General features: G+C 58.9%; 20 protein-coding genes and 2 pseudogenes. 12 read left to right on the top strand and 10 right to left on the bottom strand.

The genetic code is table 11. From position 1 onward, the window contains the following. The first annotated feature begins 19 nt into the window (after positions 1 to 19). Entirely contained in the window at positions 20 to 1138 is a 1119-nt protein-coding gene (locus AC1EKG_RS04825) for a dimethyl sulfoxide reductase anchor subunit family protein (protein ID WP_004806796.1), read from the top strand. Between the two features lie 309 nt (positions 1139 to 1447). Here the strand turns inward: AC1EKG_RS04825 and AC1EKG_RS04820 are convergent, their stop codons facing one another. Next, the gene (locus tag AC1EKG_RS04820) at positions 1448 to 1663 is read right to left on the bottom strand and encodes a hypothetical protein (RefSeq protein ID WP_040315120.1); all 216 of its coding nucleotides are present in this window, start codon (positions 1661 to 1663) and stop codon (positions 1448 to 1450) included. Between the two features lie 77 nt (positions 1664 to 1740). On the opposite strand from AC1EKG_RS04820, the gene AC1EKG_RS04815 reads away from it, so the two are divergent. The 6 genes from AC1EKG_RS04815 (at position 1741) to AC1EKG_RS04790 (ending at position 5486) form a co-directional block, all read left to right on the top strand. Beyond that, positions 1741 to 2010, top strand: coding sequence for a hypothetical protein (locus tag AC1EKG_RS04815; RefSeq protein ID WP_004806799.1), 270 nt, complete (start codon positions 1741 to 1743; stop codon positions 2008 to 2010). A gap of 288 nt (positions 2011 to 2298) precedes the next feature. Further along, a complete protein-coding gene (locus AC1EKG_RS04810) occupies positions 2299 to 2535 on the top strand; it encodes a hypothetical protein (protein WP_481067755.1) in 237 nt (78 codons plus the stop codon). 32 nt (positions 2536 to 2567) lie between these two features. Continuing rightward, positions 2568 to 3029, top strand: a complete 462-nt coding sequence (locus AC1EKG_RS04805; protein ID WP_040315122.1) for a hypothetical protein — start codon at positions 2568 to 2570, stop codon at positions 3027 to 3029. Between the two features lie 211 nt (positions 3030 to 3240). Then, a complete protein-coding gene (locus AC1EKG_RS04800; RefSeq protein WP_004806806.1) occupies positions 3241 to 3975 on the top strand; it encodes a TorD/DmsD family molecular chaperone in 735 nt (244 codons plus the stop codon). After that, a complete protein-coding gene (locus tag AC1EKG_RS04795) occupies positions 3975 to 4637 on the top strand; it encodes a molecular chaperone TorD family protein (protein WP_004806807.1) in 663 nt (220 codons plus the stop codon). Before AC1EKG_RS04800 ends, AC1EKG_RS04795 begins: the two co-directional genes overlap by 1 nt. Next, the gene (locus AC1EKG_RS04790) at positions 4638 to 5486 is read left to right on the top strand and encodes a hypothetical protein (RefSeq protein WP_004806809.1); all 849 of its coding nucleotides are present in this window, start codon (positions 4638 to 4640) and stop codon (positions 5484 to 5486) included. It begins immediately after the preceding gene. Between the two features lie 23 nt (positions 5487 to 5509). Here AC1EKG_RS04790 and AC1EKG_RS04785 read toward each other — a convergent pair. After that, positions 5510 to 6141: pseudogene (locus AC1EKG_RS04785) on the bottom strand (respiratory nitrate reductase subunit gamma). Beyond that, positions 6113 to 6508 (bottom strand): annotated as a pseudogene (narY, locus tag AC1EKG_RS04780) (nitrate reductase subunit beta); the annotation flags it as partial. The pseudogenes narY and AC1EKG_RS04785, both read right to left, overlap by 29 nt. A 149-nt stretch (positions 6509 to 6657) precedes the next feature. Between narY and AC1EKG_RS04775 the strand changes: the two are divergent. Then, entirely contained in the window at positions 6658 to 6912 is a 255-nt protein-coding gene (locus AC1EKG_RS04775; RefSeq protein ID WP_004806812.1) for a molybdopterin-binding domain-containing protein, read from the top strand. 58 nt (positions 6913 to 6970) lie between these two features. On the opposite strand, the gene AC1EKG_RS04770 is transcribed toward AC1EKG_RS04775, so the two are convergent. From AC1EKG_RS04770 to AC1EKG_RS04755, 4 genes are all read right to left on the bottom strand, one after another. Further along, positions 6971 to 8065: an ABC transporter substrate-binding protein gene (locus AC1EKG_RS04770; RefSeq protein WP_004806815.1), complete on the bottom strand. Its 1095-nt coding sequence runs from the start codon at positions 8063 to 8065 to the stop codon at positions 6971 to 6973. A 4-nt stretch (positions 8066 to 8069) separates the two neighbouring features. Further along, positions 8070 to 8861: an ABC transporter ATP-binding protein gene (locus AC1EKG_RS04765; protein ID WP_048706623.1), complete on the bottom strand. Its 792-nt coding sequence runs from the start codon at positions 8859 to 8861 to the stop codon at positions 8070 to 8072. After that, on the bottom strand, positions 8858 to 9871 hold the full coding sequence (locus AC1EKG_RS04760) for a FecCD family ABC transporter permease (RefSeq protein WP_004806820.1): 1014 nt from the start codon (positions 9869 to 9871) through the stop codon (positions 8858 to 8860). Before AC1EKG_RS04760 ends, AC1EKG_RS04765 begins: the two co-directional genes overlap by 4 nt. Before the next feature lie 122 nt (positions 9872 to 9993). Further along, positions 9994 to 10149 carry a hypothetical protein gene (locus AC1EKG_RS04755; RefSeq protein WP_155855898.1) on the bottom strand — a complete coding sequence of 52 codons (156 nt, stop codon included), beginning with the start codon at positions 10147 to 10149 and terminating at the stop codon, positions 9994 to 9996. A gap of 75 nt (positions 10150 to 10224) precedes the next feature. On the opposite strand from AC1EKG_RS04755, the gene AC1EKG_RS04750 reads away from it, so the two are divergent. From AC1EKG_RS04750 to AC1EKG_RS04740, 3 genes are read left to right on the top strand one after another with little or no spacing between them, the layout of a single operon-like run. Next, positions 10225 to 10599, top strand: a complete 375-nt coding sequence (locus AC1EKG_RS04750; RefSeq protein ID WP_004806822.1) for a TOBE domain-containing protein — start codon at positions 10225 to 10227, stop codon at positions 10597 to 10599. Positions 10600 to 10634: 35 nt separating this feature from the next. Continuing rightward, positions 10635 to 11456, top strand: coding sequence for a molybdate ABC transporter substrate-binding protein (gene modA, locus AC1EKG_RS04745; RefSeq protein ID WP_004806824.1), 822 nt, complete (start codon positions 10635 to 10637; stop codon positions 11454 to 11456). Between the two features lie 42 nt (positions 11457 to 11498). After that, positions 11499 to 13016, top strand: a complete 1518-nt coding sequence (locus AC1EKG_RS04740; RefSeq protein WP_048706622.1) for an ABC transporter permease — start codon at positions 11499 to 11501, stop codon at positions 13014 to 13016. Between the two features lie 36 nt (positions 13017 to 13052). Here the strand turns inward: AC1EKG_RS04740 and moaC are convergent, their stop codons facing one another. From moaC to AC1EKG_RS04725, 3 genes are read right to left on the bottom strand one after another with little or no spacing between them, the layout of a single operon-like run. Then, positions 13053 to 13532 carry a cyclic pyranopterin monophosphate synthase MoaC gene (moaC, locus tag AC1EKG_RS04735; RefSeq protein ID WP_004806828.1) on the bottom strand — a complete coding sequence of 160 codons (480 nt, stop codon included), beginning with the start codon at positions 13530 to 13532 and terminating at the stop codon, positions 13053 to 13055. Continuing rightward, positions 13529 to 14776 carry a molybdopterin molybdotransferase MoeA gene (locus tag AC1EKG_RS04730; RefSeq protein ID WP_004806830.1) on the bottom strand — a complete coding sequence of 416 codons (1248 nt, stop codon included), beginning with the start codon at positions 14774 to 14776 and terminating at the stop codon, positions 13529 to 13531. Before AC1EKG_RS04730 ends, moaC begins: the two co-directional genes overlap by 4 nt. A gap of 21 nt (positions 14777 to 14797) precedes the next feature. Beyond that, positions 14798 to 15583: a HesA/MoeB/ThiF family protein gene (locus AC1EKG_RS04725; protein WP_004806832.1), complete on the bottom strand. Its 786-nt coding sequence runs from the start codon at positions 15581 to 15583 to the stop codon at positions 14798 to 14800. An 80-nt stretch (positions 15584 to 15663) separates the two neighbouring features. Between AC1EKG_RS04725 and AC1EKG_RS04720 the strand changes: the two genes are divergently transcribed. Then, positions 15664 to 16644, top strand: coding sequence for a molybdenum cofactor biosynthesis protein MoaE (locus AC1EKG_RS04720; protein WP_040315245.1), 981 nt, complete (start codon positions 15664 to 15666; stop codon positions 16642 to 16644). Positions 16645 to 16663: the final 19 nt, after the last annotated feature.

Here is a 16663-nt window from a genome sequence, read left to right as displayed (position 1 = left end):
ACTTCGAAAAAGGAGCATCATGCACATCGGCGAACTGCCAATGATCATCTTCACCACCGTGGCACAAATGTCAGTGGGGGCGTTTTGGATCCTTGGCATAATCCAGTTCATTGGCCGCTGGACCGGGATGCGGCACGTAACCATCGATCGCATCACTAACGCTGGCATGTACGCGGCCGGCCCACTACTAGTCCTGGGCTTTTTTGCCGCGTTCTTCCACCTGAACGATCCGATGCACTCGCCATACACCCTGTTCAATATGGGTTCCTCGTGGCTGTCTCGCGAACTCATATCCGGAGTGCTGTACGCAGCCCTAGGCGCATTGTTCGCAATCACCCAGTGGTTCGACCTCTTTTCTCGCAAGGTACGTGACGTGCTGGCCATCCTGACGGCACTAGCAGGGCTAGCCCTACTGGTATCCATGTGCGGGGTTTACTACTTCACCGAAACCGTGCCCGCCTGGCACTCTTGGTTCACCTGGGTATCTTTCTTCTGCTCCGCGTTCTTTACTGGGGCGCTGGCAGTGGCCGTTGCTCTGTTTGCTGCTTGGAGCGTACAGAATAAGCGTGATGGCAACCCCACTCCCCTGGTCTCCGGTTCTCAGATCCAGGAAGAGGACGTAGCGAAGGGCAAGATCACTAAGGAACAGTGGCGCGAATATAAGGCCACTGGCACTACCGACGGCAAGGGCGATTCCGTTTCGACCTTCCGCAAGGCAACCGGCCTTATTTCCCGAGGGCTATTCCCTGAGGGGCGTATGACCATCGAGATGGTGTCTTTGACCCAGCGGTCCTTGCGCATGGCTGCTTCCATTGCCGCTGTTGCTGGCGCTATTTTATTAGTCGCCTACCCGTTCCACATGACTGGGCTAGGGCTTGGCTCCGAGGTGGAACGCCAAGTAGCGCACGCGATGATGGACCACGGGTACCTAGCAATTCGCCTGATTACGTTAGCGCTCGCCGTACTGTTGATCGCGCTGGTTCTGCGCAAGCAACTAGAAAAGGCCACTAGCCCTTCTACCCTGCTAGTCGTCCTGCTGGCAGTCGCTTTCATTCTGGCTATTGCCACCGAGCTTTTGGGTCGCGGCCTGCACTACGAAGGCCTAATCCGTGCTGGCATCAACACCACGATGGGCTAGCGAGCAAACGACAGCTCCTACCCGGGTCGGTTGCAGTCGCATCTGGCCCGGGTTTTTACATGTACAAGCAGAGGCCGGCAAGGCCTACGGCTCCGGCGCAATAGCAAATGGCAAGAAGTTTTAAATTTAATTTTCCTAGTCATTTTATTGGCCAATATTAAAAATATGAATATTTACCTGAGTCAGAGCGATCTTGTGTGTTAATCTATTTTTCACATTCCTTAATGGCACCTTAATCTAGCTACTCAAAAATATCTTTTTCTTGCGCAGCTACTCTATGATGCGTATTGTGTGCGGCGAAGCGCACTTTCACACCTCGAAGGAGAGGAATATGAGACCATCGATCCGCTTAGGCATCGGAACTTTACTCGCAATAACGGTGCCCTTCTCTATCGCCGCACCTTCTAACGCAACTTCGGCAGAGCCTAGTCCGGCCAGGACCACTACCGTCACAACCACTTCACAGGTAGCCGACCAGATTTTAAATAGGATTATCAGCGTACTAGATTCGCTACCTGAAGACATAAAGAACGGGAACCCATCTAATCCTAAGGTAGCGGCAGCTGTGAGAAATGCGCTTAAAGGAGTGAACACTTAAAGGAGTGAACACTGTTGGCATCTCCCGAGCCGTTACGGCGACTAACTGGGCCCTTTGCGCATCGCAGGTAGCTGCTACCGTACTCCAATATGGCATTCCAATCGCGAAAGTAATTTCTTGGTTGAAGAAAGCGAGAGCACTCTGGGGCGGCTTGCGCGGAATCTATTATGCGATAGCTAGCGGTAGCGCTGCAGCCGAGATAGGTGAGGATGCGGTAAGTATTATTGAGGGCATCTTAGGATTAGATGCGGTAAAGAAAGCTTGTTTTTCTTAAAACGAGGCAGCAATGTTTAAGAACCAGAATCCTGACCAAATTGAGTTCCAGCACGTCCTTGCCGGACATCTATTTATAGGCGCAATAAAGACAATTACAGCGTTGGCAGTTTTCGCTCTAATAAATCTGATTTTAGGTACGCATAAGATTACCGCAGAGAACTTTGTACCTGGGTACATAATAATTGCCATCGCGACCGAAAGCTTTGCCTCAATTTTGCTCTATACGTTGCAGCAGCGATACCACAGTACCCAACCTGGAACAAAGTGGAATTATTTCGCAACAGTCTTGTTTTCCCTGGCCATTAGCCTCATAATCGCGTGGTTCGCCAGTAAGGACATCAACGCAACAGCCGTAATGGCGATCATTTATCCGGTTCTTTCTCTAGTTGAGATCCTTACCATGAAGCCGTGGGATACGGACCTATCCCGCACTGAGGTACACCAAAAGTGGGAAGAAACTAAAGTAATGACCCGCGAGCACTTCCAGTCAGACTCCGATACCTACTCCGATGAGCGGTACTAAGAAAACCGCTTCGCCCTCGAAAGAAACGTATTTTGAGAAAACCTAACCGAAAATTCTCTGACTACGTGATAACCCATGTGGTATTCGGCTTGTTCGCCATGCTTCCTATGGGCTTCATCATCACTGCTATAAATCTGACTTTTGGCGCACACAAGATAAGCTTCGCGACACTGTGGGCAACCTACATAGCGATCATGGCCGCCACAGAATCCGTCGAAGCCACACTAATTTATATGGCGCACCGCCGCAAACTAGGTACAAAATGGTGCTTTCTAGCGGGAATTGGGATTGCTTGCTTTGGAGGCTTCGCCCTCGCCAACACGTTTATAGCACCCCTGTCCCCAGCGCTGCTCGTCGCCTCGGCGTATCCACTGACACTTACGCTAGAGGCAATCTTCATCCGACCCTGGCGGGAGCTGCCCACAGGCCAACCCCACTCGGAATCGATGCGTGTCTTCGCAAGTGACATGTTCAAAGAGGCTCAAGATAGGTAGCCTACTAGGCGTCTTAAATGCCTACCCTTCCTAGCTGCACCTTCGAAACTACCCCAAAGATAACCAAATCTGTCAGCCGCAGACGAAAGCACCTACTGCTAACAGACTGGTCGGGCATAACCCCTTATCATGGTACCTATGCAGCTTCCCAGGAGCAGCGGCACCCCGCCAGTTACCTGGGTCGACCGCTATATACCAACGATAGGATCCTATGCTCGACGTCAATAAGCTTGATGCTTTCAGCGCGGCTTTTGCCGTGCTTGCCTCTTTGCACCTGCAACCCGCCAAGGACGACACGGCCTCCTCTATGCGGAACATGATCGGTCAGTGGCCTCTGCCCCTAGAAGGAGACACCAAAGACGGAGCCCGCGAAATCTCCCATAGCACGGACGAGGACGAAGACGCTAGATGGGCGGATCAAAATGAGGTTTACGGTATAGCTGCCGGCGCCAAGGTTGCACCCTACGAATCCGTTCACCGCGGTACTGACGGCCTAGTCTTCGACGAACAGACATTGCAGGTGAGGAAGTTTTATGCGGCGCTCGGCTACGAGGCTCCCCGCATGGGCCACGACCCGGATGACCACATTGGCCTAGAACTAGATTTCCTCTCCAAGGCCACCCTGGCCGTCCTCGACGAACTGGATGCGAACCAGCCCGAACGCGCACAGGCCGCCCTCGACTTGGCAGCTGCCTTTACTTTCGAGCACGTAGCTGCCTGGGCCCCACAGATGCTTGCCAGCGCAGCCGAGGCCGCCACTACCCACTGGCTTACCGGCGTCCAGAAACTTACCTGCGGCACCCTGGCACAGTGGCAAAATGCCCTCCAACAGGATGGGTATTCACCAGCCTGCGGTTGCGGTGAAAACTGCGGATGTGCTTCTACTCCCGCACCCGAACCGGTGAAGATCGAGGACAACCCGATTTCGTGGAAGGACCAGCTGTAATGGCTTTCGACCCATTCACTACCCCAGCCGCGGAAGATATCACCAGCCGCGGAGTGCGCGTCGGCACCGCAGCTTCTGTACTGCACAAGATTTTCGCAGCCATGCCTGACCGCGGCCTGTTGGAAAACCTTTCCAATCCCGCGCTTCTGCGCATGTGGCCGCTGCGGGACGAACAGTCAGTCCAGGCGGCAGCCATCTTAGAGAACGAGCACGAGCACGGACGCGACCTTTCAAACGAGTACGCCCGCCTGTTCGGGCCTTTGGGCCGCGTATCCTTGTTGGGCCAGGACCCGGATGCGGCCTTGCCCGCCCTGTACAGCAAGTTCGGCTTTGCCGCGCCAACGCCCTCGCTACCCCCAGCGCATTTTGCCACGCAGCTGGCGTTCATCGGTCACCTTGCGACTTTCCTTGCGGGGCTTTGGCGCGAGGGCGAAGCCCCGGACGCCCACCAAACTGGGGGCACATTGCAAACCTTCGTAGACCGCTACACTGGCCCGCTGGCTGTAGACGTGGTGGGCGGAGTGCGCACGCAGTCCGCCTCCCCAACGTATAAGGCCGCTGTAGAACTGGCCGCAGCTTTGGTGAAGGAAGCCGCCAGCCTAGCTGAGGCAGCCACTACCTTAGATCCGGCCACTGCTGGGCCCTCTGAAACCGAGCTATAAATGGATCTACGCCCGGCGTTGCAGTGGTTGGCCGCAGCTGACCCGGTGGAAAACCTAGTGCTGTTTTGCAAGGATGCTGCCGTACCCGCCCTTGGCAAGAAGGATGCTGGCCTTATTCTTCCCGGACATGCCCAGGACCTGACTGCGCCCCAAGCCGCGCAACTTCTGGTACAGGGAGCCTCCTACCTGCAACTTTACCCCTGCTCGACCTGTGCTCCGCTGCCGGGCTTGCAGGCTGTCCTGGGCGAATTGGTGCTCCCTTTCGCCCCACCCGAGCGAGCCAGCCGCCGCCCACAGATAATGGATGTGGCCACCGGGCTGGTTCCGCGCCGCACTCTGCTGCCGACCCGCTCCGATTCGGCGCTCACCATTTCGGCCAGTAATTCTTGGCGCAGCTTTGAAGCCTTTCACGACCTGGCCACAGCGCACGCCATCTTCCGGCCCACCGATTTTTCCGAGGCCGACGCCCTGCACTGCCTACGCTGTTCCACCTGTGCCACACTGATTGAGAAGTGCCCGGCAAATGCCGACCGCAACTTTACGGCCCGGGCCGCCGCCACCAACTTTCGCGCCCTCTGCCCGGCCTGCCAGGTGGCCGCACACTACTGTCCGAATCGTTCCGTAGCGGACGAGCAGGGGGCTACTGCCTTGACCTCTTTCACGGCCACCCAGCAGGACGGCGAGCAGCTCCAGCCCTGCGAGAAATGCAAGAACCCGCACCCGGCTGCCGAGGGCGAGCTGTGCCGCATGTGTGCCTACCGGGAGCAACACCCATTCACCGCCGCGATGCCCACCGAAGCGTTAGCTGCCCTTCCCGAGGACGTGCGCCGCCAGCTGCGCGGCATCTAGTAGCGGACATCGCGGTCGGTCGATCATTCCTCGAAGCGCTGGGCGGTACGCGGCTTGTCCCAACCGCGCGCGGGTTTGGCGGCCGAAATGTGCGGTTCACGCGACCGGTACACCACGTATGGCCTGGTCGTATACCCCATCGGGGCGCTAAATATGTGCACGAGCCTGGTCAGTGGCAGCAGCGCAAACAATAAGAATCCCGCAACAATGTGCATTTTGAAGCTGACGGGCACGTCTGCCATTAGTGACACCTTGGGGTGGAAGTAAAACAGCGATCGCAGCCACGGCGATATGGTTTCGCGGTAGTCGTAGCCGGCCGCTCCTGCCGGGGACTGGCCGAACACCTGGTTGTACAGTGTCGCCCATGCTCCGAGCAGAATGGGGATGGTGAGGAACACGTACATGATCTTGTCGGCACGCGTCGTTGCCTCGCGCACGCCCCGCACACGGAAGCGGCGGTAGAGCAGAATGAACAAACCGGCTACCGTCATCACAGCGGCGATCCGAGTCGCAGCAGGGTAGATTCGTGCAGCTGGGAGGAGCGTGAAGTCCATCCGAACTGGTCGTGACACCACCGCCACGCCAATCCGCCGATGCACAGGCTCATGCAGATATAGGGGAAGATTCCCCAACAAAAAATCTCTAGTGCGTTCATCGGATAGCCTCCGGGAAGGTTGGGAATGGTAAGTCGTTAACTTCTCGTACTCATAGGTCCACGGCTCGTAGTGATCCTGCAGGCCGGGCATGCGCGGGTTGGCGAAGATGGTCGACAAGAGGTGGGCGCGCCCACCCAGGCTCGGGGTCAATTTGCCGTGTTTGAGCTTCCACCTACCCCGGTACTTTTCCTGGTCTTCCCAGCGCTTCGAGTAGCCGATGCCGGGTTTTGTTTCCACGTTGTTAAACCAGATGTACTCCGTCCCGTCACGGTTGGTCCACGCCTGCTTACAGGTGACAGAACAGGTGTGGCATCCGATGCATTTGTCCAGGTTCATGACCATGGCAATTTGTGCCATGACCTTCATTAGAACTGCACCTCCTGGCTACGGAGGCGAAGTATTGCTACTTCGTCACGCTAGTTTCCGGTTGGGCCAATGTAGTTAAAACCGTAGGTGGTATGCCCGTAGCCACCGATCAGGTGGGCTGGCTTCAGCAGGATCCGGGTTAACGAATTGTGGGTGCCGCCCTTGCCACCCGGCTACTATCCGATGCCGGATACAACTGCGCTGCCCCCGTAGTAGTTGCGGAACGGGCAGCAGATTTTCGGCACGCCCTAGCCGGCCTATCGCGTGGCCTAGTCGGCGTGACCACAATCTGCACAGCAGGAACGGTAATAGCGAATTCGCCCTCTTCGACTGGGGGAATAAAAGACACCCTAGCCGTAATGCTTCAGGTACTGCCCTCGATCTTCAGGCAGTTAGCCGAATAAAACCCCGGACCGCCCCCTGTGCAGGGACGATCCGGGGCAAATAACTTCTTACCGCTATTTACTTGGCGGCACCTTCAGGGGCCTGGCCGTCGATTATGCGCTGAGCATCATCTTTGCTCAGGTCATATCCGTAAAAGTCCTTGTAGAACTTCTGCGTCTCCGCCACCAGATCAACATCTTTGAACTTGTCCGGGTAGAAGGTCTTCGCCGACCACAGGATCTGCAGTGCTTCTTCAGCAGAGTAACGATCCCAGTTGAAGGTGCCGACCGGGTTCTTGATGATCTTGTCGTCAGCTACCGCCTTCACGCCGGCCCATGCCGGGTCAGACTTGATCTGATCCACACCGGCCTGTGCCTTCCCGCCGCCGATGATGATGGCGTCAGGGTTGGAACCAATGATCTGCTCCAGGGTTACTTCCTGCATGTTTTCGACGTTGTCCAGAGAATTCTTCAGACCGGTAGCCTTCATCCATTCGCCGATCAAGGAATCTGAACCGTCAACCTTAGTCAGATCATCCCCACCAACAATGTGCAGCACGGAGGGCTTGTCCGAGTCAGCAACGTCTTTCAGGTGATCCCTAACCAGGTTCAGATTCTTGTTTAGATACTTGTGGAAGGCTGCGGCTCTCTCTTTGGCCTCGGCAGTCCCCAGCACGTCAGCGGTAATGTCGATGACTTTGTTCATGTCCGCAAAGTTTTGGAACTCAACGTGAACTGCGGGGATGCCCTTGGCGCGCACGGCCTCGACCTGCTCCTTATCGGAAGCAAGTACGACCTCGGGCTTTGCCGCTAGCAGTTCTTCCATGTTCAGGTCGGTCTTTGCCGCGGGAGCGGGCAGCTTCGAGATGTTCGGGTACACCTTGGCGAACCAGGGCAGCGCCTGTACCTGTTTGGTGGTTGCTACCAGCTTGTCCGCGCCTCCCAGAAGCAACACCACCTGGTTGTTGGCGTGCCACAGGTCTGCAATGCGTTTCGGCTGGGCGGGAATTTCAACTTTGGTGCCGTCCACATCGGTCACGGTGCGAGTCTTGGACTCGGTCTGTGTTGCTGACGGTGAGGGCTTTTCGCTCGCCTGGTTTGCCCCGCAAGCCGTCAGAGTCAGCGGCATTGCCACCAACGCACCAATTGCCACTACTTTCTTCAGCAGAGACATATTCTTACCTTTCTTCAATTTTCTTGGCCCCTAGGCACACGTGCCTGCGCAGCTGGTCGTCCCAGCGCACCTGGATGGGGGTTCCAAAAAGTTCCGTGAGCGAGTCAGTGGTCAGCACTTCTGCCGCCTCGCCGACTCGCACGGGTTTGCCTTTTTCCATCAGGGCGACTTTGCCTCCCAGTAGGAACGCCTGGTTTGGGTCGTGGGTGGTGGCCACGACCGCGTATCCTTCCGCGGCTAGCTCCCGCATCTTCTTCAAGGTGCGTATTTGGTTTCCCATGTCGAGGGCGGCCGTCGGCTCGTCCATAACCACCAGTGGGGAGCCCTGTACTAGTGCGCGTGCGAAGCCGATGCGCTGCTTTTCGCCTCCGGAAAGTTCGTTGATGGGACGGTCCGCATAACTGTCCAGCCCCATTTCGGCTATCACTTCGCGCACGCGAGCCCGGTCTTTTTTCCTGGGCGAGCTGAAGGCCCCCAGATAGGGGGTTCGCCCCATCAGTAGATAGTCGGTTACCGAGTAGGCAACGGAGACATTTTCTGCTTGCGGCAGGTAGCACGCTAGGCGGGCCCGCTTGGCAGCGCTCAGGTGAGTGGTGGCTGCCCCGTCCAGGCGCGCTTCGCCCTCAGCTGGGGGCAGCAGGCCGAGTGCCACCTGCAAGAGCGTTGATTTACCGGCGCCGTTTCGCCCTAGTATCGATAGGGTTTGCCCGGCTGCAAGGTCTAGGTTTACGTCGCGGAATACCCACTCGTTTTCGCGGTAGTAGAAGCCGGCGTTTTCCAGTTGCAACAGGCTCATCGAATTTTCACCTTGCCCACCGCTAGCAGCAGCAGGAATAGCGGTGCGCCAATCATGCCCGTGACGACCCCAAGGGGCACTTCCATCTGGCTGAGCGAGCGCGCCAGCGTATCCACCACCACCATGAAAGAGGCGCCGAAGGTAACTGCCAGTGGCAACAGCCGCGAATTGTTCGGACCCACAACTAGGCGGCACAGGTGCGGTACTACTAGCCCTACCCACGACACAGTTCCCGCCAAACATACGGCAGCGGCGGTCAGCACGGTGGCGGCCAGAATTGCCACGGCGCGATCCCTGCGCAGATTCACGCCCAACGCCGCCGCCTCCTGGTCACCCAGAGAAATCACGTTGATGCGCCAGCGCATTGCCAGCAGTAGCGCAGCGGCGGGCACGGCGAGCAGCGCGCATTGTGCGAGCGAATCAGTACGCACATCCGAAAGGGAGCCCATCTGCCAGAACACGATCGCGGCAAGCTCCGTTTCCGGATCCGCAACGAACTTCAAGATTCCCACGAGGGCGGATCCGAAGCCGCCGATTATTACGCCCGAGAGCACCAGCATCAGGGTCGAATCGTTGTGCAGCAGGCGCGGAATGGAGGTAGCAAGCAGTACTGCCAAGATGCCACCTATTAGGGCCGCTACGGATACTCCCAGCGTAGTGAGGCCCAGCAGAATTGCTCCTGCGGCCCCCACTGAGGCGCCCTGCGATACGCCCAAGATTCCGGGCGATACCAGTGGATTGCGGAAGATGCCCTGATAGGACACGCCAGCAAGCGCCAGCGCGGCACCCACGAGGGCGGCACCCGCCATGCGGGGAAGGCGCACCTGGTAGAGGACAGTCGCATCTGCGGCAGAAAGGTCGGCGCTGGCAAACGGGTTGACCGCGGTAAAAATAGTGTTAGCGGGCAGCCCATATCTGCCTACAGTTAGACAGATAACCATGATTGCAAGCAACATCACAAGGGAAATAAGCAGAAGGAGGGCTAGCTGCACCCCGGCAGATCTGCGCATCCATCCCCCTCCGCATCTGCTGACATATTTACTATCTACTGTCGCACTTTCGGGCATAAAGCGGATATTTGAGCGCATGTGATTTATTTGGCTAAAAATTTTCCTACCCGCCTCAATGAGCGCTAATCCGCTACATCCTGGGCCTTTGGGTACGCCCTCCCAAAATCCGCCCCGATCGGACGCCCGCGAAAGTTTGTGCTTACCCCATCTTTTCCCCACCAACGCTCCCGCCCGCCCTCGGCTATGGTGGCAACAGAGACTGCATTTACGCAGCTCACCTACCCAACATACGCTTCCGCATTTGCGGCGTAAATGTTTGTCCTAATCCGCAAATACTAGATAAGGTGGTATTGATGAATTACCGTATTTCTGAAGTTTCGCGTCTGCTCGGTGTCTCTGACGACACTGTTCGCCGCTGGCTTGACGACGGCCGAATTCAGGCTGAAAAGGATTCTTCGCCGTTGCAGGTCAAAGGGGAATCTCTGGCCGAATACCTAAAGAATGCGAACACTCACGAACCGAGTCATCACGTATCTAGCCGCAACCTACTGGAAGGCCTAGTCCTAGAAGTAGTCTCGGACAAGGTCATGAGCCAAGTCGTAATGCAGTGCGGCCCCTACCGGGTCGTATCGCTGATCTCTACCGAGGCCGTAAACGACCTGGAGCTAAAGCCAGGCGTCATTGCAAAGGCGCAAATCAAGGCTACGAACGTTTCCATCGTTAAATAAGCACGCGGCTTGGCCGCGACGAAAGGCAGTTACATATGCTCCGCAAGTTTGGTACCGGTCTTGCCCTAGTGGCAGCCGCAGCCATGGCCCTATCTGGCTGTTCTTCTACCGACAACCAGAAGGCCGACGATGCCAAGTCGGAAACCTCCCAGTCTGCCCAGTCCGACCAGGGCAAGAACTACGGGCAGGTCACCATTTTCGCGGCTAAGTCCCTGACCAATGCCTTCACCGAACTAGGTAAGGAATTCGAGAAGCAGAACAAGGGCACCAAGGTGACCTTCAGCTTCGACGGATCCCAGAACCTAGTCGACCAGATCCACCAGGGTTCGCCGGCTGATGCTCTGTTCACCGCTGATCAGAAGAACATGGACAAGGCAGACAAGAACGGTGACGTCGAGGCCAACAAGTCTTACGCGACCAACACTCTGGTCATGGTCGTCCCGAAGGGCAACCCCGCCGGGGTGAAGGAATTCAGCACCAACGCTCTGAAGGATAAGAAGCTGGTAATCTGCGCTGTTGGCGTGCCCTGCGGCAACGCCACTAAGGAAGTTGCCGATATGGCGGGCGTAAAGTTCACGCCGGTTTCCGAAGAACAGAACGTGGGCGACACCCTGGCCAAGGTTGAAACTGGAGAGGCCGACGCCGGCATCGTCTACAGGACGGACGCAATGGCCTCCGACAAGGTCGAGGCCATGGACATGCCTCACGCCGACATGGTCGTCAACGACTACCGCGTGGCACTGACCAAGTCCGCTAAGAACAAGGATGGCGGCAAGGCCTTTGTCGATTACATCCTTTCCGACGCCGGGCAGAAGATCTTGAAGAAGTACGGCTTCACTGCTCCGACCAACAAGTAAAAATCCTTCAGTGGCCCGCTTCGGCGGGCCACCGGTGTATTTATGAAACTAAAGTATGCTCCCTGGTTGACGGTGCCCGGCGGGATCGCCGCCCTCTTCCTTGCATTCCCTCTGGTAACAATCTTCGTGCAGACGCCATGGGCGCGTTTTGGCCAGCTCGTCTCTACCGCAGTCTCCCAGGACGCCCTGTGGTTGTCGTTGCGCACATGCGGAACCACCCTTGCGATCTGTGTCCTGTTAGGGGTGCCGCTCGCCTTCGTACTTGCGAACCTGCCTGACCGCTGGTGGGCGCGCCTGCTGCGCACGGTGGTGACTCTGCCCATGATGCTGCCACCGGTTGTGGCGGGCCTGGCCCTACTGCTAACTTGGGGCCGGCGCGGGCTACTTGGCGAGCACCTGTCCGTTATGGGAATCGAAATTGGCTTTACCACCCTGGCGGTCATCATGGCCCAGACGTTTGTGGCCATGCCTTTCTTAGTTTCCTCACTTGAAGGTGCGATCCGGACGCGCGGTTCCGAATACGACCAGGCTGCCCGCTCTTTGGGGGCCTCACGCACCCGTACGTTTTTCCTGGTCACCTTGCCAGTCATGTTTCCCTCCGTCCTTTCGGCGGCAGCCATGTCCTTTTCGAGGGCGTTGGGAGAGTTTGGCGCCACTATCACTTTCGCGGGCTCGTTGCAGGGCACCACGCAGACAATGCCGCTAGCTATCTACTTACAGCGACAGTCCTCTACCGACGAGGCCCTGGCCCTCTCCGTAGTCCTGCTAGCATTCGCGCTAGCGATCTTGTTCGGAGCTAATGCCCTAGCAGCCCACCTACCCGGCGGCCGGACCGAGGCTGAAATGCAGGAACTGCAAAGGCGCAGCTCTAAGAAACATCCGGTCGAGGCGGAAGCGACTACTGAGGGCGAACTGCCCGTTTCTGCTTCGCCCTCGTCCTGCCCCAAAATACATGTAGACGCGCAGGTACAAGACCGCGGCGTGCACCTAAAAGTGAACCTGCCTGGCGGCGTGCTGACCGCAGTCATGGGCCCGAACGGGTCGGGCAAATCCACGCTGTTGTCGCTCATATCCGGGACTCTCACCCCCTCTGCGGGCGCGGTCAGTTTTACCCCGCCTAACCCGCGCATTGTGCTGCTGCAGCAGAAGTCGCTGCTATTCCCACACATGAGCGTGCGGCGAAACGTCGAATTTGGGTTGCGGGCACGCGGAGTGAGTGCCAAGAAGGCCTGCGAGCGCGCCACCGCCGAATTGCGCGCGGTGGGCATGTTAGCGCTGGCAGATCGACGTTCGACACAGCTGTCTGGAGGGCAGGCGCAGCGCACTGCTATTGCGCGGGCGATGGCGTTAGACCCCGATGTGGTGTTGTTGGATGAGCCGATGGCGGGCCTTGATGAGCCGTCGGCGCAGGCGGTGCGCAACGAGCTCGCGCGACGGCTGGCGGCTTCCCCGTTTACGGCGGTGCTAGTGACCCACGATGTCGAGGATGCGAAGCGGCTTTCCAGCTTCGATGTGCTGATCCGGCATGGCCGGGTAGATGGTGCCGAAACCAGGCCGTAGATAGCCGCAGGCGGATAGAGGCAGCCCCTTCCGCCTCTACTTTTCGTATCCGGCCCGGTGCCAGTCGCCGGAACGCCCGCCTGCCTTGTGGATGATCTTGCAGTCGGTGATCTGGGCGGAGCGATCCACGCCCTTGACCATGTCGACAATGGCGAGGGCGGCCACGGACACGGCGGTAAGCGCTTCCATTTCTACGCCGGTGCGGTCGGCGGTACGCACGATGGCAGTGATGGCCACGTGGTCTTCTTGCAGTTGCAGATCCACTTGCGCGCCGTGAACCCCTATCGTGTGGGCGAGCGGGAGCAGCTGCGGTACCCGTTTGGCTGCCGCGATCCCGGCGATGCGAGCTACGGCCAGCACGTCACCTTTGGGTACCGTGCCGTCGCGCAATGCCTGCATGACAGTGGGCGAACATTCGACCTTCCCGATTGCGGTCGCCTCGCGCACGGTGGGGGTTTTGGCGGTCACGTCTACCATGTAGGCGTCGCCGGATTGGGTAAGGTGAGTAAATTTCATCGGGCCCTCCCGAACCACATGACGGGTACTTCTTCGCCGGGCTTCACTTCGGCCTGGTCAGCGGGGATTCGCACTAGTCCCGTAGCTGCCGCTAGGGATGCTACAAAGTGGGATTTGGAGCCGCCGTGGCTGGCCGGGTGCACATGGACTTGTGCCGAAGTGCCGCCGTCTTCGCCCTCGCGGGCAGTAGCTGGCAGGAACTGGACGCGGCCGGTTTTGCGTTTCCAGCCGGTTCCCACCTGGGCGCGTACGAAGCGATCTTCGAAGGCCGGCTGGTCAACACCTGCTAGGACCCCCAATAGGGGGAGGGCGAACAGGTACCAGGACACCAGTACGGACACGGGGTTGCCGGGCAGGCACAGGATGGGAACCTGCCCCACTTTCCCGAAGCCCTGGGGTTTGCCCGGCTGCATGGCAACGCGGGTGAAGGTGACTCCCCGTTCGCGCAGAGCGGCTTTTACCACGTCGAATGCTCCCGCCGAGACTCCCCCGGTGGTCACCAGCATGTCGACCTGCCCGGCAGCGGCGTCGATGTCCTTCAGGAAGCCGTCCACGGTGTCGGCGTGGAAGGTTCGTAGGATTGGGGATGCGCCGGCTTCACGGGCTAGCCCGGACACCAGCACCGAGTTTGAATCCGGGATCTGCCCCGGTTTTAGGTCTTCGCCAGCGCCACGCAGTTCCTCGCCCGTGGTCACTACTCCTACGCGCAGCTGTGGCGACACTGCTACCTGCCCGCAGCCGACGGACACGAGGGCGGAAAGGTGGGCTGCACTCAGCCTTGTGCCAGCAGTAAATAGCAGCTGGCCGGCCGCAATGTCTTCGCCAGCGCGGCGAACATTGGCGCCCTTTGCAACCGCATCGGTAAACGTAACTGTCGCGGGCGCGGCAGGTGCCATGTTGGCGGGGCCGCCCTCAGTAAGTTCCACCTGGATCACGGCATCTGCCCCCTGCGGCAGCGGGGCCCCGGTCATGATGCGCATGGCCGTTCCCTTTTCCAAGGTGAGGGCGTCCGTACGACCGGCGGGGATATCTGCAGCTACCGGGAGACCCACTCCGGCAGCTGTTTCCTGGGCCCGCACGGCGAAACCATCCATGGCCGAGTTAGTAAAGGGTGGGACGCTAAGACGGGCGGTGACGTCTTCAGCTAGGATTCGGCCCAATGCCTCGCCCACTGGCAGCGTTTCTGCTGGCAGGGCCTGCCCCAGTCGCAATACGTCCCGATAATGTTCAGCTACATCTTTCATTGTCTGTTCCTTCGCTGCCACTCACTTGGCACTTTTGAACTGAATATCGCGCATCTGGCCAGAAGCGGTGTCAATGTAGGCCACGCGCCCCAGCAGTAACTCCCCGTAGCCAGCAACCAGCTTTGTCACCTCGCCGGCCATGAGCGACCCGATCATGCCCGTCAGCGGGCCAATCACCGGGGAGGCAGCCCCCACTGGGATTACGCCCTCGGGCGGGGCAGCCGGATGCAAATCCCGCAGTCGAGCCTGCACGGGCGCCCCGGCCGCTTCTGCTTGCTGGCCCGACCAGAAGGTAGAAACCTGGCCGGCCGCACCCAGCACCGACCCCCATACTTCGGGTTTACCCGCTCGCGTTGCCGCCTGGTCTATCAAGTAGCGCGTCGCAAAGTTGTCAGTTGCGTCAACAATCACGTCCCAGGCGGCGAAGATGTCGTCGATATTCGCCTCATCCAACCGGGTCGTGTAGGTAATAACCTGCACGTCCGGGTTCAGCCCGCGGATGCGCTCCGCCGCAGACTCCACCTTTTCCTTCCCCAAGGCGGCCGTGGAGTGGATGACCTGGCGGTGCAAATTCGAGGTGTCCAACCGATCCGAATCCAGCACGCCCAGATGGCCCACTCCCGCGCCCGCAAGGTAGAGCAGCGCCGGCGAACCAAGCCCACCGGCCCCCACCACCAACACTTTAGAGTTAAGGAGGCGGCGTTGCCCCGCCTCCCCCATGCCTTCCAACAGCATGGGGCGGGCGTAACGGTCACGCTGAATTTCAGTAAGTTCGGGACCCATCTGGGCTACAGGTGTAATGCTCATCGTGCTCAAGCCTATAAGCGTGCGGACACACTTTCCACATGCGCTACGACGTATTCGCTGATAGCAACTACCATGTATGCATGCCAAAAATTTCTGTCATCACCGTTTCTGACAGGTCTGCAGCCGGGACCCGCCCCGATAAGTCCGGGCCGCTGGCATGTCAGCTGCTGGCCGACTACGGCCAGGTAGAGGCCCCTACTATCGTCCCCGACCAGGTCACTGCCATTCAGGACGCCATCAAGGCGGCCGTTGCGGGCGGAGCCGACATCATCTTCACCACCGGGGGTACCGGGTTCTCTACCCGGGACGTCACCCCCGAGGCCACCGCGCCCCTACTCAGCAAACGCGCAGGCGGCATCGAGGCGGCTCTCCGAGACAACCCTAAGGTGCCAGCCGCCGCACTCTCGCGGGGAGTCGCAGGAGTCATAGACCTAGATGGGACGCGCGCATTCGTCGTGAACGCACCCGGCTCCACCGGCGGTGTGAAGGACGCTGTGGCAGCGGTAGGCCCCCTCATCTCGCACATCACGGAGCAGCTAGCAGACGCCGACCACACCGCCCCGGCAGAAAAGATTGGGCTTACCCCGCATCAGCGGGCCACCCATGCCGTGCAAAACCGGGGTTACAGCGACGGGTCTGACGCCCAGGTGGTGTGGGCAGGCGTTACTGACCAGCCCATTGACGTGGCTGCACTCCAGGAAGCCGTACGCGACCCGCAGGCGGGGGCTGTCGCCCTCTTCGATGGGCGCGTGCGCAACCACGACGACGGGCAGGGCGTAGTGTCTATCGACTACGAAGCCCACCCGGACGCTGGCAAAGTTGTTGAACGGATCGCAAAGGCCTGTGCCAAAGGCTCCGGGGCAGCAAAGTTGGCCATCGCACACCGCTACGGTCACCTCGAGGTCGGCGACGTCGCCTTCGCAGCTGCTGCCTCCGCCGCACACCGCCGCGAAGCTTTTGAGCTGCTAGAAAAGGCCGTAGAACAGGTGAAAGCGGAACTGCCAGTGTGGAAGAAACAGCAATTTACTGACGGTTCGCACGCTTGGACGGGCAGCGCCTAGCGGTGGAAGGGTGCCCTCG

Source organism: Winkia sp. C0117E2, assembly GCF_056590455.1.
The sequence above is the reverse complement of the archived record's forward strand: the minus strand, read 5'-3'. Positions and strand labels throughout refer to the sequence as shown.